The sequence below is a fragment of the Pseudofrankia saprophytica genome (assembly GCF_000235425.2).
Classification (GTDB): Bacteria; Actinomycetota; Actinomycetes; order Frankiales; family Frankiaceae; genus Pseudofrankia; species Pseudofrankia saprophytica.
This window is the reverse complement of the sequence record NZ_KI912266.1, coordinates 4,526,260-4,545,333: the sequence shown is the minus strand read 5'-3', so window position 1 is coordinate 4,545,333 and position 19,074 is coordinate 4,526,260. Positions and strand designations below refer to the sequence as shown.

17 protein-coding genes are annotated in these 19,074 nt (G+C 73.6%); 8 read left to right on the top strand and 9 right to left on the bottom strand.

All coding sequences use genetic code 11. From position 1 onward, the window contains the following. Window positions 1–144: 144 nt before the first annotated feature. The gene (locus tag FRCN3DRAFT_RS0219075) at window positions 145–750 is read left to right on the top strand and encodes a GrpB family protein (protein WP_007519023.1); all 606 of its coding nucleotides are present in this window, start codon (window positions 145–147) and stop codon (window positions 748–750) included. A 300-nt stretch (window positions 751–1,050) separates the two neighbouring features. Here FRCN3DRAFT_RS0219075 and FRCN3DRAFT_RS0219070 read toward each other — a convergent pair whose 3' ends face one another. Beyond that, the gene (locus FRCN3DRAFT_RS0219070) at window positions 1,051–1,338 is read right to left on the bottom strand and encodes an ArsR/SmtB family transcription factor (RefSeq protein WP_232794079.1); all 288 of its coding nucleotides are present in this window, start codon (window positions 1,336–1,338) and stop codon (window positions 1,051–1,053) included. Between the two features lie 86 nt (window positions 1,339–1,424). Between FRCN3DRAFT_RS0219070 and FRCN3DRAFT_RS0219065 the strand changes: the two genes are divergently transcribed. Both FRCN3DRAFT_RS0219065 and FRCN3DRAFT_RS0219060 read left to right on the top strand, forming a co-directional pair. Further along, on the top strand, window positions 1,425–2,540 hold the full coding sequence (locus FRCN3DRAFT_RS0219065; protein WP_106410233.1) for a cation diffusion facilitator family transporter: 1,116 nt from the start codon (window positions 1,425–1,427) through the stop codon (window positions 2,538–2,540). Window positions 2,541–2,632: 92 nt separating this feature from the next. Beyond that, on the top strand, window positions 2,633–3,232 hold the full coding sequence (locus tag FRCN3DRAFT_RS0219060; RefSeq protein ID WP_007519030.1) for a cation efflux transmembrane domain-containing protein: 600 nt from the start codon (window positions 2,633–2,635) through the stop codon (window positions 3,230–3,232). Between the two features lie 42 nt (window positions 3,233–3,274). Here the strand turns inward: FRCN3DRAFT_RS0219060 and FRCN3DRAFT_RS0219055 are convergent, their stop codons facing one another. Continuing rightward, window positions 3,275–3,601 (bottom strand): cation transporter dimerization domain-containing protein, encoded by a 327-nt coding sequence (locus tag FRCN3DRAFT_RS0219055; protein WP_007519031.1) that lies wholly within the window; start codon window positions 3,599–3,601, stop codon window positions 3,275–3,277. Between the two features lie 369 nt (window positions 3,602–3,970). After that, window positions 3,971–5,434, bottom strand: a complete 1,464-nt coding sequence (locus FRCN3DRAFT_RS0219050) for a pyridoxal phosphate-dependent decarboxylase family protein (protein WP_007519033.1) — start codon at window positions 5,432–5,434, stop codon at window positions 3,971–3,973. 466 nt (window positions 5,435–5,900) lie between these two features. Here FRCN3DRAFT_RS0219050 and FRCN3DRAFT_RS45210 point away from each other — a divergent pair, with 466 nt between their 5' ends. Continuing rightward, window positions 5,901–6,680, top strand: coding sequence for a SigE family RNA polymerase sigma factor (locus tag FRCN3DRAFT_RS45210; RefSeq protein WP_007519036.1), 780 nt, complete (start codon window positions 5,901–5,903; stop codon window positions 6,678–6,680). Further along, the gene (locus FRCN3DRAFT_RS0219040) at window positions 6,677–7,426 is read left to right on the top strand and encodes a hypothetical protein (protein WP_007519038.1); all 750 of its coding nucleotides are present in this window, start codon (window positions 6,677–6,679) and stop codon (window positions 7,424–7,426) included. The genes FRCN3DRAFT_RS45210 and FRCN3DRAFT_RS0219040 overlap by 4 nt, the downstream gene beginning before the upstream one ends. 10 nt (window positions 7,427–7,436) lie before the next feature. Here the strand turns inward: FRCN3DRAFT_RS0219040 and FRCN3DRAFT_RS0219035 are convergent, their stop codons facing one another. From FRCN3DRAFT_RS0219035 to FRCN3DRAFT_RS0219025, 3 genes are all read right to left on the bottom strand, one after another. Beyond that, window positions 7,437–10,289: a SpoIIE family protein phosphatase gene (locus tag FRCN3DRAFT_RS0219035; RefSeq protein WP_007519040.1), complete on the bottom strand. Its 2,853-nt coding sequence runs from the start codon at window positions 10,287–10,289 to the stop codon at window positions 7,437–7,439. Between the two features lie 216 nt (window positions 10,290–10,505). Next, window positions 10,506–11,066, bottom strand: a complete 561-nt coding sequence (locus tag FRCN3DRAFT_RS0219030) for a hypothetical protein (protein WP_007519042.1) — start codon at window positions 11,064–11,066, stop codon at window positions 10,506–10,508. 96 nt (window positions 11,067–11,162) lie between these two features. Further along, window positions 11,163–12,938: a serine/threonine-protein kinase gene (locus FRCN3DRAFT_RS0219025; RefSeq protein ID WP_007519044.1), complete on the bottom strand. Its 1,776-nt coding sequence runs from the start codon at window positions 12,936–12,938 to the stop codon at window positions 11,163–11,165. A 256-nt stretch (window positions 12,939–13,194) separates the two neighbouring features. Between FRCN3DRAFT_RS0219025 and FRCN3DRAFT_RS0219020 the strand changes: the two genes are divergently transcribed. Continuing rightward, window positions 13,195–14,217, top strand: coding sequence for an ABC transporter ATP-binding protein (locus FRCN3DRAFT_RS0219020; protein WP_007519046.1), 1,023 nt, complete (start codon window positions 13,195–13,197; stop codon window positions 14,215–14,217). Beyond that, complete coding sequence (locus FRCN3DRAFT_RS0219015) at window positions 14,214–15,533, top strand: ABC transporter permease (protein ID WP_007519048.1); 1,320 nt, start codon at window positions 14,214–14,216, stop codon at window positions 15,531–15,533. The genes FRCN3DRAFT_RS0219020 and FRCN3DRAFT_RS0219015 overlap by 4 nt, the downstream gene beginning before the upstream one ends. Before the next feature lie 65 nt (window positions 15,534–15,598). Here the strand turns inward: FRCN3DRAFT_RS0219015 and FRCN3DRAFT_RS0219010 are convergent, their stop codons facing one another. Together FRCN3DRAFT_RS0219010 and FRCN3DRAFT_RS0219005 are read right to left on the bottom strand one after the other, a co-directional pair. Continuing rightward, window positions 15,599–15,934, bottom strand: a complete 336-nt coding sequence (locus tag FRCN3DRAFT_RS0219010) for a YnfA family protein (RefSeq protein WP_007519051.1) — start codon at window positions 15,932–15,934, stop codon at window positions 15,599–15,601. Window positions 15,935–16,075: 141 nt separating this feature from the next. Further along, window positions 16,076–16,927 (bottom strand): alpha/beta fold hydrolase, encoded by an 852-nt coding sequence (locus FRCN3DRAFT_RS0219005; protein WP_007519053.1) that lies wholly within the window; start codon window positions 16,925–16,927, stop codon window positions 16,076–16,078. Window positions 16,928–17,440: 513 nt separating this feature from the next. On the opposite strand from FRCN3DRAFT_RS0219005, the gene FRCN3DRAFT_RS0219000 reads away from it, so the two are divergent. Then, window positions 17,441–17,656 (top strand): hypothetical protein, encoded by a 216-nt coding sequence (locus FRCN3DRAFT_RS0219000; protein WP_007519055.1) that lies wholly within the window; start codon window positions 17,441–17,443, stop codon window positions 17,654–17,656. A gap of 201 nt (window positions 17,657–17,857) precedes the next feature. On the opposite strand, the gene FRCN3DRAFT_RS55175 is transcribed toward FRCN3DRAFT_RS0219000, so the two are convergent. Further along, on the bottom strand, window positions 17,858–19,074 hold a 1,217-nt coding region (locus tag FRCN3DRAFT_RS55175; RefSeq protein ID WP_232794078.1), incomplete at its 5' end, for an Rv3169 family protein.

Genomic DNA, 19,074 nt, shown 5'->3' with positions numbered 1-19,074 from the left:
TCCCGGTGTGGGCTCGGACCGGGGTGTCGTTGTTCCGACGGCCCGCAGACCAGCGGTCCGGCGCAGAATGGGCCGGTGGCGGGGGAGATGGTCCGGGATGACCCGGAGTCGGGTGATTCGCGCCGTGCTGAGGGGGCGTGCGGGATGGTCGTGGTGGCGAGCGTGGACCCGGCGGCGGTGACGCCGCGGGAGGAGATCTTCGTCGGCGGGCTGGAGAAGCGGCCGATCGTGATCGCCGCCTACCGCCCCGAATGGGTCAAGCAGTTCGCGCACGAACAGGCGCGGATCGTCGGGGCACTCGGCGAGGCGGCAGTGCGGGTCGAGCATATCGGCTCGACCTCGGTGCCAGGGCTCGGCGCGAAACCGATCATCGACATCCAGGTCAGCGTCCCCGACATGGCCGACGCGGCGAGCTTCGAGGGCCCGCTGCTGCGCACCGGCTACGTGGTGCGGGTGCGCGAGCAGGGCGAGCACTGGATGTTCCGGACCCCCGAACAGGACGTGCACATCCACGTCTGCGGCGCGGGCAGCGACTGGGAGCACCGCCACCTGCTGTTCCGCGACTGGCTGCGCCACGACCCCGCCGACCGCACCGCCTACGAGGCGGCCAAGCGTGCGCTCGCGGCCCTCGACTGGCCGAGCATGCAGCACTACGCCGAGGCCAAGAGCACCATCATCCAGGAGATCACCGCCCGCGCCCGCCCCTGGGCCGCGAAGACCGGCTGGACGATCCCCGCCCCCCGCGGCTGACGCCGTCCCCTCGCCATCCGGGAGGCCGCGCCGCGACTCCCTTGGAGGCTCACCTTCGCCAGCCACGGCCGCGGTGAATCCGGGTCCGCGGGCAGTACCCGCGCCGCGAGGAGTTCGGTGGGCTCGAAGACTGCGGTCACGGCCGCGCTCATCTCAGCAAACGGTCCAGTGGGAGTTCTTGAGGGTGCCGGTATTTGAAGGAGTTTCTGACGACTCCAGGGCCCTTGTCGATCTCCCGGGGCTGATCTTCAGGAAACGAAGGTTTGTTGAAGACCAGGACGGGCCGTTTGTCCGGCGGGCTCAGTCGTGCGGCGGTAGGTGGCCGAGCTGGTGGTCAGCGACGCTCAGCGCCTCGTCGACGAGGCGGCGCAGGTGCCCGTAGCGCAGCGCGTACACCACGTGCCGTCCTTCCTTGCGTGTCGTGACCAGGCCAGCCAGCCGCAGTCGGGCGAGGTGCTGGCTCACGGAGGTTCGGGTTGCTCCGGTCGCCTCGGTCAGGGTGGTGACGTCGGCCTCACCCTCACCGAGCCGTGCCAGGAGGGCTAGGCGGGTGCGGTCGGCGAGCAGGCCGAGCACGTCCACGGCCACCGCGAGACGTTCGCGGTCCTCATGCTGCTGCGAGGGATGCGCACCTGATAGATGCATGCGTGCGTTCACACGCACATAATGCGGGGGTGGCGACACCAGCGTCCAGCCACATCCCCGAAAGGCACGCCGTGAACGGGCACACCCATCCCCATGAGCCGCACGGACACCGCCACGACCACGGCGGTCACCACCACGGGCAGGCCCACCGGGACGGCTGGTGGTCCAGGCTGCGCGACCAGGCCGGGCACCTGGCCGCCCCGCACAGCCATGGGGCGATGGACAAGATCGACTCCGCGATGAAGACCTCGCGCGAGGGCACGCGCACGCTGTGGCTGTCGTTGGGTGTCCTGGGGCTGACCACGGCGGTCCAGGCGGCGGTCGTGGCGTTGTCCGGGTCGGTGGCGCTGCTGGGCGACACGATCCACAACGGCGCTGACGCGCTGACCGCGGTCCCGCTCGGGTTGGCGTTCGTGCTGGGTCGGCGGCCGGCGAACCGCCGCTACACCTACGGCTACGGCCGCGCTGAGGACCTGGCCGGTGTCGCTGTTGTGCTCACGATCGCCGCCTCGTCGGCGCTCGCCGCCTATGAGGCCGTCGACCGGCTGCTGCACCCGCGCGGCATCAGCCACCTGTGGGCGGTGGCGATCGCCGCCGTGGTCGGGTTCGCCGGCAACGAGTGGGTGGCGCGCTACCGGATCGCCACCGGCCGCCGGATCGGCTCCGCGGCGCTGGTCGCCGACGGGCTGCACGCCCGCACCGACGGCTTCACGTCCCTGGCCGTCCTGGCGGGCGCCGGAGGGGTCGCGCTCGGGTGGCGCTGGGCCGACCCTGCGGTCGGCCTGCTGATCACCGTCGCCATCCTCCTCGTGCTGCGGGACGCCGCCCGTGAGGTCTGCCGGCGCCTGCTTGACTGCGTAGACCCGGCGTTGGTCGACACCGCCGAGTCCGCGCTGCGCGCCGTGGACGGAGTCCGGGAGGTGGGGCAGGTCCGGATGCGCTGGATCGGCCACGCCCTGCGCGCGGAGGCCGACATCGTCGTCGACCCGCAGCTGACCGTCGTGCAGGCCCACGGCCTCGCCGTCGCCGCCGAACACGCCCTCATCCACGCGGTTCCCCGGCTGACCGCCGCCACCGTCCACACCGACCACCCGCCCCACGGCGCCGATCCGCACGCCGCCCTCAGCCACCACACCGCCGCCTGACGGAAGAACGCCGGTATCGCCAGTCCACCCGCGCTGGTGAACACCGGCCGCTGCCTGCTCCGGACCACCCGACCCCGCGGGAGGCTGCCGCGATGACCAGCATGGACGCCACCGCGCGCCCCGCTCTGCTTCGCCGGGGCTTCGCGCTGGAGTACGCCACGCTCGGCTGGAACGTGGTCGGCATTGTGGTGCTCACCGTCACGGCGATCGCCGCGCGGTCGGTGGCGCTCGCCGGGTTCGGCCTGGACTCGCTGATCGAGATCGGCGCGTCCACGGTGGTGCTCTGGGAGCTGTCCGGTGCCGGCGAGGAGCGTCAGCGCCGCGCGCTGAGGTTGATCGGCGTGGGCTTCGCGCTGCTCGCGCTCTATCTGCTGGTGGCGTCCACGTGGGTGCTGGTGGCCGGTTTCCACCCGCGCCACTCGCCGCTGGGCATCGCGTGGACGGCGGTGACCGCGGCGGTCATGTTCACCCTCGCTGTGGGCAAGGCCCGCACCGGCGCGGCGCTCGACAACCCGGTGCTCAGGACCGAGGGGCGGGTCACCCTGATCGACGGCCTGCTCGCGGCCGCGGTGCTGCTCGGCCTGGTCCTCAACACTCTGGCCGGCTTGTGGTGGGCGGACCCGGCGGCCGGCTACGTGCTGGTCTACTACGCGGCGCGGGAGGTCAAGGAAGTCCTCTTCGCCGAGCACTGACTGGCCGCGCCCGGCGCGAGGGCGAAAGCCGGCCCGGACCGGTCAGTGCGGGTGAGAGGCCGGGTAGTGCACCGGGCCGTGGGAATCCTCGCGCCGCGCGTGGTCAGCCTGGGCAGTCTCGGGGGTGGTGATCTGCAGCAGGCCGGTGTCCTGGTCCTCGCCGAGGTGGTCGACCTGGAGAGTGGCGTGGCTGATCCGGTGCTCCTCGCGCAGCACGCCCTGCAGGACACGGCGGACGTGGTGGCAGTCGCCGCCGGGAACAACGAGGACGTGCGCGGACAGGGCGGGCTGCCCCGAGGTGATCTCCCAGGCGTGCAGGTCGTGGACCTCGACGACCTGCACGTCGTCGGCGAGGACGTCCTGGACCATGAGGGTGTTGACGTAGCGGGTTCAAGGCCTGCGAGCCGGCGAGAGCGAGGCAGCACCATCCCTACAGGCACCGTTGTCCACGCCGTTGACCTCGACCGGGCTCTGTTGTTGATCTTGAGCATGGTGATCCGGGTTCGGTGCCGCTGACTGCTTCGACCGATCAGGGCATCAAGGGCACCAGGTCACTCATGGTCACCGCCCAGCGGAGGAGATCTCGCCGGGTTTCATGATCTGGTGGGATCGTCGGGCCCACAGCTCCGACGATCCCACCAGATCATGGCTACGGCCGGATGGACCGCCTGGCTCCCGTCGCTGAGCGTGGTGGGACGTGGGAGGCCGTCCGGTTCCCCGCAGATCAGCGGTCAGCGATCAGCGGGCGGCCAGGCGGGCGCGGACGCGGGTGGCGCATGTGAGGATGACGTCGGCGGCGAAGGCGGCGTCGTCGGGGTCCGTCTTCCAGCTCGAGACGCTGAGGCGCATCGCGGTCCGGCCGTGCCAGAGGGTGGGCCCGCACCAGACCCGGCCGTCCTCCTGGATCTCGGCGATGAGCGCCCGTGTCAGCGCCTCGCCGGCCGCTTCGGGCGCGGCCTCGGCCGCGCCCGGGGCCTCGGTGCCGGGCTCCGGGTCGAGGTGGTCGAGGCGGATGAGGACCTGGTTGAGGACGACGTCGTTGAGGACCGTGAGGCCGCCCTCGTCGAGCCGGCGGGCGATCTCGGCGGCGGCGTCGCAGGCGCGGGTGACGAGATCGGCGACGCCGTCGCGGCCCAGGGTGCGCAGGGCTGCCCACACCTCGATCTGCCGGGCGCGCTGTGAGGACTGCGGCGTGTGGTGCATCGCGTCGAACGTGTCGCCGGCGGGGGTGTAGCCGGCGGCGGCGGTGAAGGTGCGGCGCAGGGGGGCCGCGTCCCGGACGAAGGCGAGACCGCAGTCGTAGGTGACGTTGAGCCACTTGTGCCCGTCGGTCGCCCACGAGTCGGCGCGGGTGAGCCCGGCGGCGAGCCGGTCACGCCGCGTCGGGTCGGCCAGCGCCCACAGACCGAACGCGCCGTCGACGTGCAGCCAGCCCGGCGCGGGTCCCGGACGGCGGGCGAGCCAGTCGGCGATCTCGTCGAACGGGTCGAACGCGCCGGTGTTGACCTCGCCCGCCTGCGCGCAGACGAGCACCGGGCCGGTGAGGTCGCCCGGCAGCGCGTCGGCGCGCATCCGGCCCTGGTCGTCGGCGGGCACGACGTGCACCCGGGAGCGGCCGAGCCCTACCAGGCCGAGCGACTTGCGCAGCGTCGCGTGCGCCCCTTCGCCGATGACGACGTCGAAGGCCGGGGCGCCGAACAGCCCGTCGGCCTGGGCGTCCCAGCCGAGCCGGGCGAGCAGTTCGTCGCGGGCGGCGGCGAGGCAGGCGGCGTTGGCCATGGTGGCCCCGGTCACGTAGGTGACCGCGCAGTCGGCTGGTAGGCCGAGGAGGTCGACCAGCCAGCGTCGGGTCACGTCGTGCAGCTTGGCGGCCACGGGGGACATCGCCGGGAGTGCCGCGTTCTGGTCCCAGGCGTCGGTGAGCCAGGCGGCGCCGAGTGCCGCCGGCAGGGTCCCGCCGATGACGAAGCCGAAGTAGCGGGCGCCTGCCGAGGCCATCGTCGCCGGGCCGCCGGCGTCGTGCAGGAGGCGCAGCGTCGCGTGCGCCGACGTACCGGCCTCGGGCAGTGCCTCATCGAAGGCCGCCAGCCCGGCCACCGCCTCCGGCGTCGGCGCGACGGGCCGGCTGTCAACCGTCGCCGCGTAGTCGAGCGCCATCGCCGCGGCTGCCCGCAGCACGTCCAGGTCGTCCTCGCGATCCATGGCGCCATCCTTTTCGTCCGTCCGCTACCCAGCGCAGGTCTGTCGGCTGCCCGACGACAGCGTCATCCGCCCAATCCTGCCGTGCGTACGCAGCTCGGGGGAGCGGGGCGAGGTTCCGCAGACAGGACGTGGATGCCAAGGTGGAGGGGGAGTGGCTGATGCACGCGGTGCCCCCCGGGACCGATGTCGCTGGACCGGTGCGCCGGGGCGGTGTAGGAGATCGTTTCCCGCGGCCCTCATCACAAGATAATCAACAGTGTTGACGAGCGGTAACGCTATTTGTTGATCTTCAACACAAAACCCGTGCGCACACCCCTCCCAACCCCCAAACAGCTCATCGACTAAAGACTCGCCAAAAAGATCTTGTGGTTCGGATTCGTGGAGTACTGCTTCGAGCGCTCATCGCAGGGCCGGGCGGAAGCGTTGATGGATATAGGGAAATGCTCGACCGGGTGGGAGGCGAGGGGTGCGCTCCGATGAGGAACGGGCCTTCGAGGAGTTCGTCGCCGGGTCCGCGGACCGGCTGCTGCTGAGCGCGGTGCTGCTGGTCGGTGGCGACCGGGCGGCCGGCGAGGACCTCCTGCAGGGCGCGTTCGAGCGCACCTACCGGCACTGGTCGAAGATCGCCGACGGGCAGCCGGAGGCCTACGTGCGCCGGGCGCTCGTCAACGCGGCGACGAGCCGGTGGCGCCGGTTGCGGGCGCGGGTCACCGAGGTGCCGCTGCTGACGGAACAGGACCCTGGCGGGTTCGGGCCACAGGTCGCCGACCATGCCGAGGCGCTGTCGGCGCGCGACGGGCTGACGCGCGCGCTGCGCACCCTGCCGCCACGCCAGCGTGCCGTCGTCGTCCTGCGCTACCTCGACGACCTGCCCGAGGGCGAGGTCGCCGCCGCGCTCGGCTGCTCCGTCGGTTCGGTGCGCAGCCAGGCGTCCCGGGGCCTGGCGAAGCTGCGCGACAACGAGCACCTCGCCGGAATCGGCGGTGGCGGCGGCGCGGCCCGCTGGCCGGTGCGGCCGGCCGGCCAGCGGGCCCGGGCGGTGGATCTCCTGACGAACGAGGGGGCTAGTAGCGGCCCGGGCCCGGCTCGTGCCGCGTCGCCCAGGCCGCGGCTCGCGCCGCCGCCACCGGGCCGGCACCGGGCGGGGCTGGCGTCCGGCGGACCCGTGGGCGGCCTGGCGACAACGAGCGAGGTGGGCGCGACCCAGCAGGTGCGGGCCGGGCGGGCAGGGGGGAACGCGCTGTGAGCACCGGCGGACGCGACGCGGACCCAGCCGACCTCGACACGAGTGGCGTCGAGGCGCGGCTGCGCGCCGTGCGGGCCGAGCTGCCCAAACTGTCGGTCGGGCCGTGGTTCGCCCAGTCGGTGCGGGCGCGGGCGCTGCGCCGCCGGGCGCGGGTCCGGGCCGCCGGTTCCGTCGTGGTCGCGGTCATGGCGGTCGTTCTGGTCGTGGTCTCGGTGAGCCTGCTGGGTGGCGGCACGGGGACGGGTGGGATCGTGCCGGCGAGGACGGTGGCTCCGGCCGGGCCGACCACGGACTTCTACTATGGCGGGCCCGCCGTCACGTGGCCGCCGACGCAGAAGCAGGCGGATCCGCTGGATCCGCAGACGGCGGAGAAGGTCAGGGCCGCGTTCCGCACGGTGTACCAGGCGCAGCACCCGCAGGTCTCCGACCAGGTGTGGGCCGCGGCGGTGCAGGATCCCGCGGCGCTCTTGCCGGTCCGCGACAAGGTGGGCCAGCGGTTCCCCGGGCTTTACACCACCATCTCGGTCACCTTCGGCGGTCTCGAGCAGGTCGGTCCGGCGACGGTCAGCGTCTCGTTCACGCTGACGTTCACGGACTCCACGGTGGTGGGATCGTCGGAGACCGGAGAGCGCTCCTACGGCACGACCGGTACGGCGGTGCTGGTCGACGGTCATTGGCTGGTCAGCAGGGACACGTACTGTGCCACCACTGGCGCGCTGATGGTGGCGGACCTGCAGTGCCCGTGACCTCGGTGGGTCAGGCGGCGTCGGCGGTGAGGGAGACGGCGAGCAGGGCGGTGTCGTCGTCGTGGCTGCCGTGGGCGAGCGCGGCGAGCGCCCGTTCGCACAGCTCCTCCGGGCCGGACGCGCCCGCGGCGACGGAGCGCAGTACCGCCATGCCCTCGTCGACGGAGCGGTGCCGGTCCTCGACGAGTCCGTCGGTGTAGAGCAGCAGGATGCTGCCGGGGGCGAACGGGACGGCGGTCTCGGCGTAGTGGCCGCCGGTGAGGCCGGCGCCCAGCGGGGGGCCTGGTTCCACGGCGACGAACTGGGGCTCGCCGTGTGGCGGGACGATCAGCGGTGGCAGGTGGCCGGCGGAGGCGACGCGCAGCTGGCGCGCCGCCGGGTCGAGTATCGCCATGGCGACGGTGGTGATCTGGTCCTGTTCGAGCCCGCTGACGGCGGCGTCGAGCTGGACGAGGACCGCCTCGGCGGGCAGGTGGGCCGAGGTGCCTGCCCGTGCGCTGGCCCGTAGCTGGCCCATGGTGGCGGCGGCCTGGATGCCTCGGCCCATGACGTCGCCGATGACGAGGGCGATCGTGTCGTCGTCGAGTGTCAGGACGTCGTACCAGTCGCCGCCGACGAGGGAGCCAGCGCCGGCCGGCAGGTAGCGCCATGCGAACGCGACGCCGGCGATCTCGGGCATGCGGCGTGGCAGCAGGCTGCGTTGCAGGGTCAGCGCGGTCTCGCGTTCCCGCTGGTACTGGCGGGCGTGGACGAGCGCGATGGCTGCCCGGTCCGCGACGTCCTGGATGAGGCTCTGCTCGTCGGCGGAGAAGGCGGCGGCCCCGGGGGGTCGGGACAGTCCCAGAACGCCGGCGGTCTCGGAGCGCAGGCGCAGTGGCACGGCGAGGATGGCGCCGGATTCGGTGGTCGCGGCGGCGGGCCGCCCGTTCTCGGGGAGGTCGGGGTTGGCTGGGGCGGTGGGCCAGGACAGGCCGCGGGCGGCGGGGCCGGCGATGGCGATGGTCTGGCCGTGGTGGAGTGCCAGGCGCATCGCCTGCACGCGGGCGGGGTCGAGGTGTCCCTGGGCTGGCGTGTCGGCGTCGGTGGGGGTGTTGGCGTGGGTACCGGCTTCGGCCACCAGGTGGGGTTGGGTGCCGCTTTCGGCGAGGTAGACGGCGGCGTATTCGGAGAGGGTGGGGGTGAACAGGGCGGCCAGCTGGTGGAGGGTCTCGCCTTCGTCGAGGCGGGCTGTCAGCCGGGTGGTGGCGGCGGCCAGGAAGGTCACGCGTTCCCGGGCCTGTCGTTCGGCGGCGATCAGCCGGGCTCGTTCGAGTGCGAGCGCGGTCTGGGCGGCGAGCGCGCCGGCGAACTCGCGGTCCTCGGGGCCGAACAGCCGTGGGTAGTCGAAGGAGAACCGGAGCGCGCCGAGTACCTCTGCGCCGACGGACAGCGGCAGTGCGCAGAGGGAGACCGTGGTGGGCTCGAGTTGGTGCAGCTGCGGGTAGCGGGCGTGATCCTCGGCGACGGACTCCAGCCAGACGGCTTGGCCTTCCCGGATCGCCTCCGCGGCGGGCAGTGGCGCGTCGCGCCGTTCGGCGCGTAGTTGGGCGACCAGTTCGCCTGGGTAGCCGACGGCTCCGGGGACGGCGAGCAGGTCGCCGTCGAGGGGTACGAGCAGGCTGCCGCCGTTCGCGCCGAGTGCGGCGACACCCTCGGTGAGGACGACCTCGGCGACCTGTTCGGGGCGGGTGGTGGACGCGAGTGCCGCCGTCGCGGCCTGGAGGCGGGCGCCGCGTTCGGCGGCGCGCCGGGCCGTGGAGACCTCGGCCAGGGCGCGCAGCAGGAACTCCTCGAAGCTGGGTGGCGCGGGCGGTGGCTGGCCGCTGCCGGCGGCGCGCAGCTGGGTGATGATCGAGCTGATGTACCAGCGGCGGAACGCCCAGTGAGCGGGCGGTGTCTCCACGGTGAGCAGCCGGGCCGCTCTGGCGTACTCGTCTGCCTTGTCGAGGGCGACGAGGTACTCCTCGGCGGCGTCCGCGGCGGACAGCGGGAGCGAGAGTTCGAGGGTGGTCCGGGGTCGTCTGGCCGCGGCGGCGGCCAGTGCCTGCCGGCGGATCGCCTCCCGGGGGGCGGCGAACCGGGTCGTCACGACGGTGATCAGTTCGGCGAGGTGGGGCGGGACCGCGCCGCTCTCGCCGCTGGCCGCGCCACGGGAGGCGAGGGTGAACTCGCGGACCAGGTTGTCGACGTGGCTCTTGGCGGCCAGCAGCAGGTCGGTCGGGATGTCGCCGATGCTGACCGGGTAGTGGGCCGGGGCCGGGGCGACGGGTGGGTGGGGCTGGGTTGGTGGTGTGGTGTGCCGGCCGGTTACCGGTGTGTTCGGCGGGGGGCTGGCCGGGGGGCGTTCGGTGGGCTGCGGGGGGCTGGTTTCGGCCGCGGCGTCGAGTTCGGCCCAGACGACCTTCCCGGCGCCGTCGGGGGAGCAGCCCCAGCGTGCGGCGAGGCTGTGGACGATCGCCAGGCCGCGGCCGGTGAACGACTCGGAGCTTGGTCGTCCTCTGGTGGGTGTGGTGGGGCTCGCGTCGGCGACCTCCACCCGCAGTCCGCTGCCCTGGGTGAGTACGCGCAGGGTGATGGGGGGTTTGCCGTGGAGGAGGGCGTTGGTCAGCAGCTCGCCGGCGATGAGGGCGACGTCGGCGCGCAGCGCCCGCAGCGGCGGTTCGATGCCGGCGAGGGTCGCGGACACGAGTCGGCGTGATCGTGGTACGGCGCGGGCGTCGGCGTCGACGTTCAGGTCGACGAGGAGCTCGCCGGGTGTCGACGGGAGCCCGTTGGCGGGACGGGTGGGCGAGCCGGGGGGGCTGGCGTCTCGTGTCACGGGCATCCCCCACCTCGGCGGCTTCGTCCGGGCCCCTCGGGGTCCGTACCTCGACGGTAGGTCGGTCGGCCCTGGTGAGGGCGGAGTCTTCGTCAGGCGCGGATGGACACGTCGCGGGCGTACCACGGAGCTGTTGTTGTCGGCTGGTGGCCAAGTATGGCCTACCCGTGCGCTTGGTGGGTGTCCTGTGAGGTGTCGCGCTCCGGTCGGGCTGGTTGCGGGTCATCGGCCGCCGGGCCGGCGGCGGGCGTGGCGGGTGAGCTGGGCCTGGCGGGCGGCGAAGCGGGCGCGGGAGGCGTGCTGGCGGGCCTGGCGGCAGGGGTGGCACTGGGTGTCCTGCGCGGGCGCGGCGCGGCAGGTGACGCACAGCACCACCGGTTCCCGGGCGGGTGTGTGCTCTCCTGGCCGGGCGCCGTACGCGTCTGCCTGGGCCTCGTGGAGGTCGGTGGGGGGTGGGTGGCCGGCGGTGGCGCGGGCTTCCTGGAGGGCCTCCTGGCGGAACTCCTCGACGCCGCGCCGGCAGTAGCAGGTCGGGGCGGGTCCCGCGAGGCCGGCCACCGCCGGCGCGACGGCGTCCACGGCGGCGGCGGCGCGCTGCGCTGGCGCCGGCTGTTGGCGGTGGCCGTCCGTGGGGCTTGGGGTGTCGCCGGGTTCGGCCTGGCCGGGCAGGGCGCAGCAGGTCACCCACACCGCGGTCGGGCCGCCGCCGAAGTGCGCGGACCACAGGTGGCCGCACAGTGAGCACCGGGTGGGCGGAGGGAGGGGCGCGTCGGACTCGGCCACCTCTCCAGTCGACCATGCTGACCCCACCGCGCGCACCACCCCGGGCCGGGCCGGGGTGGTCGATCGGTACGGCGGTGCGGCGGTGCGGGGTGCGGGTCAGGAGGATCTGGTGAGGGAGAAGGTGTCGCAGTTCGCGCCGCTGATCTGGCCGCGTAGCTGCTGGCTGCCGACGGAGTACGTGCCGGACAGGCCGACCATGACGTAGCCGGGTGGGTGGTCGAGCCAGCGCCGTCCGGTCAGCTGCAGGACGTTGCCGACGAACGTGCCGCTCATCGTGTACGCCCCGGAGGGCACGTCGGGGTTGTCGGCGGTCGCCGAGAACGAGAACTCCGCGGTGACCCGGCCGGGTGCCTCGGGCAGGTCGAGGATGTCCAGCCGCAGGTTGGTGGTGCCCTGCTGGCAGCGGTAGGTCCCCGTGAAGCGGCCGGCGAGCAGCTCGGTGTCTCCCGCGCCCGGGACGCCGGCTTCCTGGGTCGCGGTGGCGGGTGTGGTCGCGGTGGGCGTCGGGGTGGGTCCGGGTGTCGGGCTGTTCCCGGTGCCGGTCACCGCGGCGGTGATCCCGGCGCCGGCCAGCGCGGCGGTGAGCAGCGCCGCGGTGGCGGCCGCCACGAACCAGCCCCGCAGTGGCCGGGCCGGTGCCGTCAGGGGGGTGGCGGCGGCGAGTGGCCCACCTGGGTTCGGTGGCCGGTCCCCGTGGCCGGCCGGGGGCAGTGGGGTGGGGGTCGACGGCGGGGGCGTGCCCGCGGCCGCGTAGGCGCCGGGGGGCGGTGGTGGGAACCAAGGCTGCCCGCTGGCGGTGTCTGGCCAGGTGGCGGGCGGACCCCACCCACCGGAGGCGGGCGTCGGGGTCGCCGGGGTGGCGCCGGCTGGGGTCGGGGCGGAGGCAGGGGGCTGCCAGAGGACCTCCAGCACCCTGGCCACGGCCGCCGCCGGGTCGGCGGTCTCGCCGACGAGCGTGGCCAGCAGCCGGGTGGCGGACGGCCGGCCCGCCGGGTCGCGGCGCAGCGCCGAGCGGACGATCGCCAGCAGCCGTGGGGGTACGCCGGCGAGGTCCGGCTCGGTGGTCATCGAGCGGTAGAGCAGTGCCTCGGCCGTCCCGGTCCCGAACGGCGGCCGGCCGGTCGCCGCGAACGCGACGGTGAGCGCCCACGCCCACACGTCCGCCGCGGGCCCGGCCCGTCTGCCCTCGGCCTGCTCGGGCGCGAGGTAGCCGGGGCTGCCGACGACCGTCCCGGTCCGGGTCACGTCGACGCGGGCCGCCGGGTTGGTCGGCACGGCCATGCCGAAGTCGATGACCTTCGGCCCGGTGGCGGTGATGAGCACGTTCGCCGGTTTCAGGTCGCGGTGGACGATGCCGGCGCGGTGGATCGCGACCAGGGCCTCGGCGAGCCCCACGGCCAGGGCCTCGACGGTCGCCGGGGCCAGCGGCCCGCCGAGGTCGACGGCCTCGTCGAGGCTTGGCCCGGCGACGTACTCGGTCGCGAGCCAGGGCCGGTGGGCGTCCGGGTCGGCGGCGAGCACCCGGGCGGTGCAGGTCGCGGCGACCGCCCTGGCCGCGGCGACCTCGCGGCGGAACCGGACCCGGTAGTCGGACATCGAGGCGACTCGTTGGTGGATCAGTTTGACGGCGACCAGCCGTCCCTCGGTGGCGGCGGCGCTGTCCGCGGCGGCGAACGTCGGCGGCGGCGGCGCGGTGGAGCCTGGGAGGCCGGGGGGCGTGGGGTGGCCCGGGGTGTCGTCCAGGTGGAGGGTGGCGGTGTCGTCGGCTACGCCGAGGAACACCACGCCCATGGCGCCGGCGCCGAGTCGGGCGGTCAGCTGGTAGCCGCCGACCCGGGTCGGGTCACCGGCCTGCAGCGGTCCCAGCGGCATCCGTGCTCTCCTTCCTTGTCACCTCGCTGTGTCCCTCGCCGCGGTGAACCTCAGAGTTCGCTCAGATAGCCCGGCCGGACCTGGTGCCCGGCGGGAATCGCCCGTCGTGGGTGGCACGATGGGCAGCGGGGGAATCTGGGTCTGAACCTACGGATATCGACCGTCGCGTGCTGTGCCGGTGCCTGCCGTGGGATGGAGCCGGCTTGGGTCCGCGGCGGCCGCCGCGGGTCGCATCGCCCATGCGGAAGGCGGCGAGGTGCGCGACGGAGCGCTCGCGATCGACGGGCTGTCCAAACGGTATGGAGAGGTCGTCGCGCTGCGCGGGATGACGTTCGACGTCCGGGCGGGCGAGCTGTTCGGGTTCGTCGGCTCGAACGGGGCCGGCAAGACCACGACGATGCGGATCGTGCTCGGGGTGCTCACCGCCGACGGCGGGGAGGTCCGCTATGACGGGAGTCCGCTGACGCTCGCGGCGCGCCGCCGGATCGGGTACATGCCCGAGGAGCGGGGCCTGTACCCGAAGATGCGGGTCGGTGAGCAGCTGGAGTACCTCGCCCAGCTGCATGGCATGTCGGGCGTGGCCGCGCGCCGGGCGACCCTGGAGTGGGCCGAGCGGCTCGGTATCGCGCCGCGGCTCGGGGACGAGGTGCAGGCGCTCAGTCTCGGGAACCAGCAGCGTGCCCAGCTCGCGGCCGCGCTGGTGCACGACCCGGCGGTGCTGGTCCTCGACGAGCCGTTCTCCGGTCTGGACCCGGTCGCGGTCGACGTGATGAGCGACGTGTTGCGTGAGCGGGCCGCCGCGGGGGTGCCGGTGGTGTTCTCCAGCCATCAGCTCGACCTCGTCGAGCGGCTGTGTGACCGGGTCGGGATCGTCTCGGGTGGCGCGATGGTCGCCGTCGGCCCGGTCGACGAGCTGCGCGCGGGTGGTGAGTCGCTGCTGGTCGTCGACGCGCCGCGCGCCCCCGAGGGGTGGGCTTTGGGCCTGCCGGGTGTGGTCGGGGCCCGGGTGGAGGGTGCACAGACGGTGCTCGCTCTCGCGGCCGGTGCCGACGACCAGCAGGTGCTGCGGGCCGCGCTCGCGACCGGCCCGGTGCACGAGTTCGCGCACCGGCGCCCGACGCTGACGGAGCTGTTCCGTGAGGTGGTCAGCTCGGACCCGGCGCCGGGTGGGGCGGCGCCCGACGGCGGCAAGGGCAGGGGCGGGCGTGGGCGTGGCTGGGGGAGACGTGCCGGGGTGGGCGCGTCGGTGCGGGCGAGGGTGAAGGGTGGGCAGCGGTGAGCGGCACCATCGATCTTGATACCGGCGCCGACGGTCAGGGGCGGCCCGGCGCGGTGGTGCCCGCGGGCGTCGTGGCTGGCGGTGGCGGCCCTGTTCGTGGCGGCGAGGACGGCGGGGGCGGGGCGGGGACGTCGTCGGGGCGGGTGCTGTGGCTCGTCGTGCGCCGCGAGGTGTCGACCCGGCTGCGTTCCAAGGCTTTTCGGATCATGACGCCGCTGCTGGTCGTCGTGCTCGCCGCGGGGATCAGTGTCACGGCCCTGTTCGGCGGCTCGTCACCGAGCACCGTCGGTTTCCTGCCTGCTGACGCCCGTTACGGGGCGGCGCTCACGGCGGTCGGTGACGCCGCGGGTGTCGACGTCCGCGCGGTCACCGTCGCCGACGCTGCCGAGGCGGAGCGCCAGGTCCGGGACGGCACGCTCGACGCCGCCGTGACGGCGAGTGGCCCGGACGGTTTCCGGGTCATCGTCCGGCACACCCTCGACGACCAGGGCCGGGGGCTTCTCACCGCCATCGCCCGCCAGCAGGCGCTCGACGCGCAGGTCACCGCGCTCGGCGGTGACCTCGGCCAGGTCGACCGCGAGGTCGCCGCAGCCGGTGTCGACGTGGTCGCGCTCGAGGCGCCCAGGGAGCGGGACAACGCGCGGATCGGCCTCGGGGCCGTCACCGGGGTCCTGATCTACCTGTCGCTGCTGATCTTCGGCCCGGTGGTCGCGCAGGGGGTCGTCGAGGAGAAGTCCAGCCGCGTCGTCGAGATCCTGCTGGCCACGGTCCGGCCGTGGCAGCTGATGTCGGGCAAGGTGATCGGCATCGGGATCATCGGGCTGATCCAGATGGCGCTGTATGCCGCGGTCGGGGTGCCGCTGGCGGTGGCGACCGGGGTGCTGAGCCTGTCACTGGTGACGGCGCTCGCGTCGGCGGGCTGGTCGCTGGTCTGGTACCTGCTCGGTTTCGCGCTCTACGCGCTGCTGTTCGCCGCGGCGGGCTCGCTGGTGTCCCGGCAGGAGGACGCCTCGGCGGTCACCATGCCCCTCATCATGATCATCATCATTCCGTACGTGATCGGGATCTCGGTGCTGCCCGGCGACCCGGGCAGCGGCCTGCTGCGGGTGCTGTCGCTGGTCCCGTTGTCCGCGCCGCTGATCATGCCGATGCTCATCGCGGCGGGCACGGCCGCCGCGTGGCAGATCGCGCTGGGCACCGCCCTGACGATCGCCACGATCATCGGGCTGGTCCCGCTGACGGGCCGGATCTACTCCGGGGCGGTCAAGCGCACCGGTACCCGGGTCCGTCTCACCGACGCGCTGCGTTCCGGCTGACCCGGCGCCCGGTGCCCGGTGCCCGGCCCATCCTGTCGTCCACGGGAGGGGTGGGCCGGGGCCGGTCAGCCGCCGCGGGGGGCGTACATGATGAGGGCCATGCCGGCGAGGCAGACCGCCGCGCCGGCCAGGTCGAACCGGTCGGGGCGGTAGCCGTCCGCGACGACGCCCCACAGGATCGACCCGGCGACGAAGACCCCGCCGTAGGCGGCCAGTACCCGGCCGAAGTGCCCGTCGGGCTGGAACGTGGCGACGAAGCCGTAGAGCCCGAGCGTGACCACCCCGGCGGCCACCCACAGCGGGCCGCGGTGTTCGCGTAGCCCCTGCCACACCAGCCAGGCGCCGCCGATCTCGAGCACGGCGGCGAGGACGAACAGGGCGACGGAACGGGCGGCGACCACGGTGAGCTGGCGGCCCTCTCAGGCGACGGCTGCGGGGCGTGGGCGGATATGCCCGCGCACGCCCGACGCTACCGCCGCCGTGTCGGGGGTCGTCGGGGGTCGTTGCCGGTCTCGCCGGTCTGGCCGGACTGCGGGCGGCGCCTACGCCCTGCGCGGCATCGACGGGCCAACGCCCTTCGTCTCCTGGAAGAAGGTCGCGATCGCGGCGGCGACAGTGTCCGGCGCCTTTTCGGGGCCCAAGTGGTCCAACGTGGGAAAGCCGGTCAGGGAGGCAGCGGGCAGCAGCGCCGCGAGGCGCGCAGGGGCGCCACCGGCGGCGGTGCTCTCGGTGTCCTTGCCCGTCATCAGCAACATGGGCGTGGTGATGCCTGCGTAGCGCTGAGGCTGGTTGGCGAGTCGGGCGGCCTCCTCATGCTCGAGGATCGTTCCGGCCAGCAGCGCATACTTCTGGCGCCGTTCCGGGCGGCGGATCGCGGCGAGGATGATCAGGGTGAGCAGCGGACGTGGCACCCGCCCAGTCGTGCGCGGGTTGACGCCGCGGATGAACGTGAGGAAGGCGGCCAGCTGCCGCCCGGCTGAGAGCTCTCGGCGGCAGCGGTCGGTCCAGGTGAGGGTGACCGGGCCGTGCCCTTCTAGATGGACACCCGGTTCGTAGACGGCGGCCCGATCGAACCGCTGCCCGGCCGCAAGCGCCTCGAGGGCGAGGAAGCCCCCGAAGCTGTGTCCGACCAGCAACGTCGCTCCGGTTGCCTGCTGGACGGCGGCGATGTCCTCACACTCGCGCTCGGCGGTGTAGTCGGCGCCTTGCGGGCCCGACCCGCCGCGGCCGCGCCGGTCCAGTGTGTGGACGGTGAACCACGTGCCCAACGCCCGCGCGAAGCCGGCGAAGTCCTGTGCGGTCGCCAGCGCCCCGGGAAGCAGGATCAGGCCCGGGCCATGGCCGACGGTCAGGTAGCTGATCGTGGTGCCATCGGCGGAGGTGACAGTGGGCATGGGACGCCGGCCTTTCGGGAAGGATGCTGGTCAGGATCCGTAGGGGACGCTAACGAGCGTCGCCCGAGGCCCCCAGCCGGCGAGCCCCCGAACCGAAGGGGGCTTAGGCCCACCATCAGCCGAGAATGCCGGCGGACGAGAGCGGATCCCATCCGCTCTCGTCATTCCATCGGGGTCCGGAACTCGGGTCCGCCGAGCCAATCGTTCAATCCTGCGGTTCTTCCAACCCCCGAAGAGCGGGGCGCGCACGTCGCCGTGCTCGCCGGCGGTCGGCGCGTCCATCGGCGGCGTCGCACTGCCCGTCGACGCCGGCGCGACGGCCAGGGGCTGACCATCGGCCGCGCCGCGGTCCGGGAGCCCATCGGGCCCGCGGTGGCCGTGGAGTACGCGGGTAGGTGGGGACTGTCAGGCCTCTGACAGTCCCGCGAGCTGCTCCTCACACGTTTTCTCACACGCCTGCCGGTTTTCCTTGCCTCACGGGTCGCGAACGACGCGACGGGAGGAAGGAATACTGTGAAGAGACGTCTGCTCGCGGCGGCCACTGCCGCAACGCTCACCGCGGGTATCGCCGCGACGACCATCGTCGGTACGGCAGGCACGGCGAGTGCCCGGCCGTTGACGTGCGAGCTCCTGGAGCCCCTGTACATGGTTGTGCTCGACATGATCGTGCCCCCCGCCCCCGGGACCGGGTGGTACGCCGTCATGGGTGCCTACCAGGACAACTGCTGACGCCTTCGTGGCATTGGCTGGGTGAAAACGTCGTCCGTCATTTCGGGTGTGTCCTCGAGGACACACCCGAAATGACGAGGCGGCTTCCGCGGTCGTGGGAGAGGGGTCGCCGGCGGCACCTGGACCCACTACGCCCCCGGCGACCACGGCAGGCCAGCGCCGCCGCCGGACGCGATGTGCCGGGGTTCGGCGGGGCCCGGTCTAGAGGAAGCCGGTGAGGCCGGTGGGTCGGTGCGGGCCGATGGCGAGCAGCTCGAACAGGCCGTAGCCGACCTGGCCGTCGCGGGTGAAGCGGGCGAAGTTGTCGGTGATGCCCAGCAGGCGGCCCTGCTGGGCGGGGTCGGTGACGTCGATGGTCTCCCCGTCGACCTTGAGCGCCCCCTGGTACATGCCGTGCTTCCAGCCGGGGTCGAAGCCGTAGCCGGTGCCGGCGCCGAGGTGGGCGGTGACCAGGGCCTCGGCGGTGATCTCGGGAATCTTGTCGTCGCGGCGGGTGAAGCGGATGGTCGCGGACTTCGGGACGCGGGTGCCGGGGTGGAACTCGATCGTGTAGTCGGGGCGGCCGAGCTGCTCGGCCGGTTTGCCGGTCGCCGCGGGCCAGACGAGCAGCGCCTCCTCCAGGGAGCGGTCCCCGGCCTCGTCCTCCTGGAGGATCACGATGACCGAGTAGTCCTCGAACTGGATCGGCAGGTACAGCCAGAACAGGGTGTGGAAGTCGGCGGGCCTGCCGGGGGGTTCGGACTCGCCGACGGGCCGGATCCCCCAGGAACGGTCCCGGGTGCCCCACCAGCGGTCGGGGGTGACCTCGGTGGTCTGGCCGTCGGTGGTGAAGGTGCCCGACCAGCGGCCGGTCTGGGCGAGCCGGCAGGCGTCGATGATGACCCGGTTCGCGGCGCCGCGGATGACCTGCCGCGGTTCGAGGGTCGCGGGCATCGCGCCCTCGAACGTCAGGTCGGCGGACAGGCCGAAGTCGTTCGGCTCGAGGATGAACCGCAGCTTCTGGAGGCCTTCGACGACCTCGACGCGCAGCGGGCCGACCCGGGTGTCGAGCCGGTCGGTGCCGAGCTCCGCCGAGGCGCGCACGACCCGGTGCTCGGTGCCGCGGCGCAGCAGGGCGAACGCGTCGGCGGTGCCGAGGTTCGGGTACTGGCCCAGGCCGAGGACGAGGAACGTGTCGCCGTCGTGGGAGCCGCAGTTGAAGTAGTAGCGGTCGTAGAAGTTGCGGTCGGAGGTCGCGACCTCGCGGATGGGCGCGGCGATCTGGTGGACGGGGTAGTCGTCGAGCGGCGACAGCACGAGGCGCTCCTGGCGGGTCTCGGGGGCGGGTGCCCGGGGGTCGTGCTGGACGGGTCTCGGGCGGGCGGCGCTGGCCGGCGTTCCCCCGGCCCTGGCCCCGGATCGGGGTCGGGGCCGGGCGG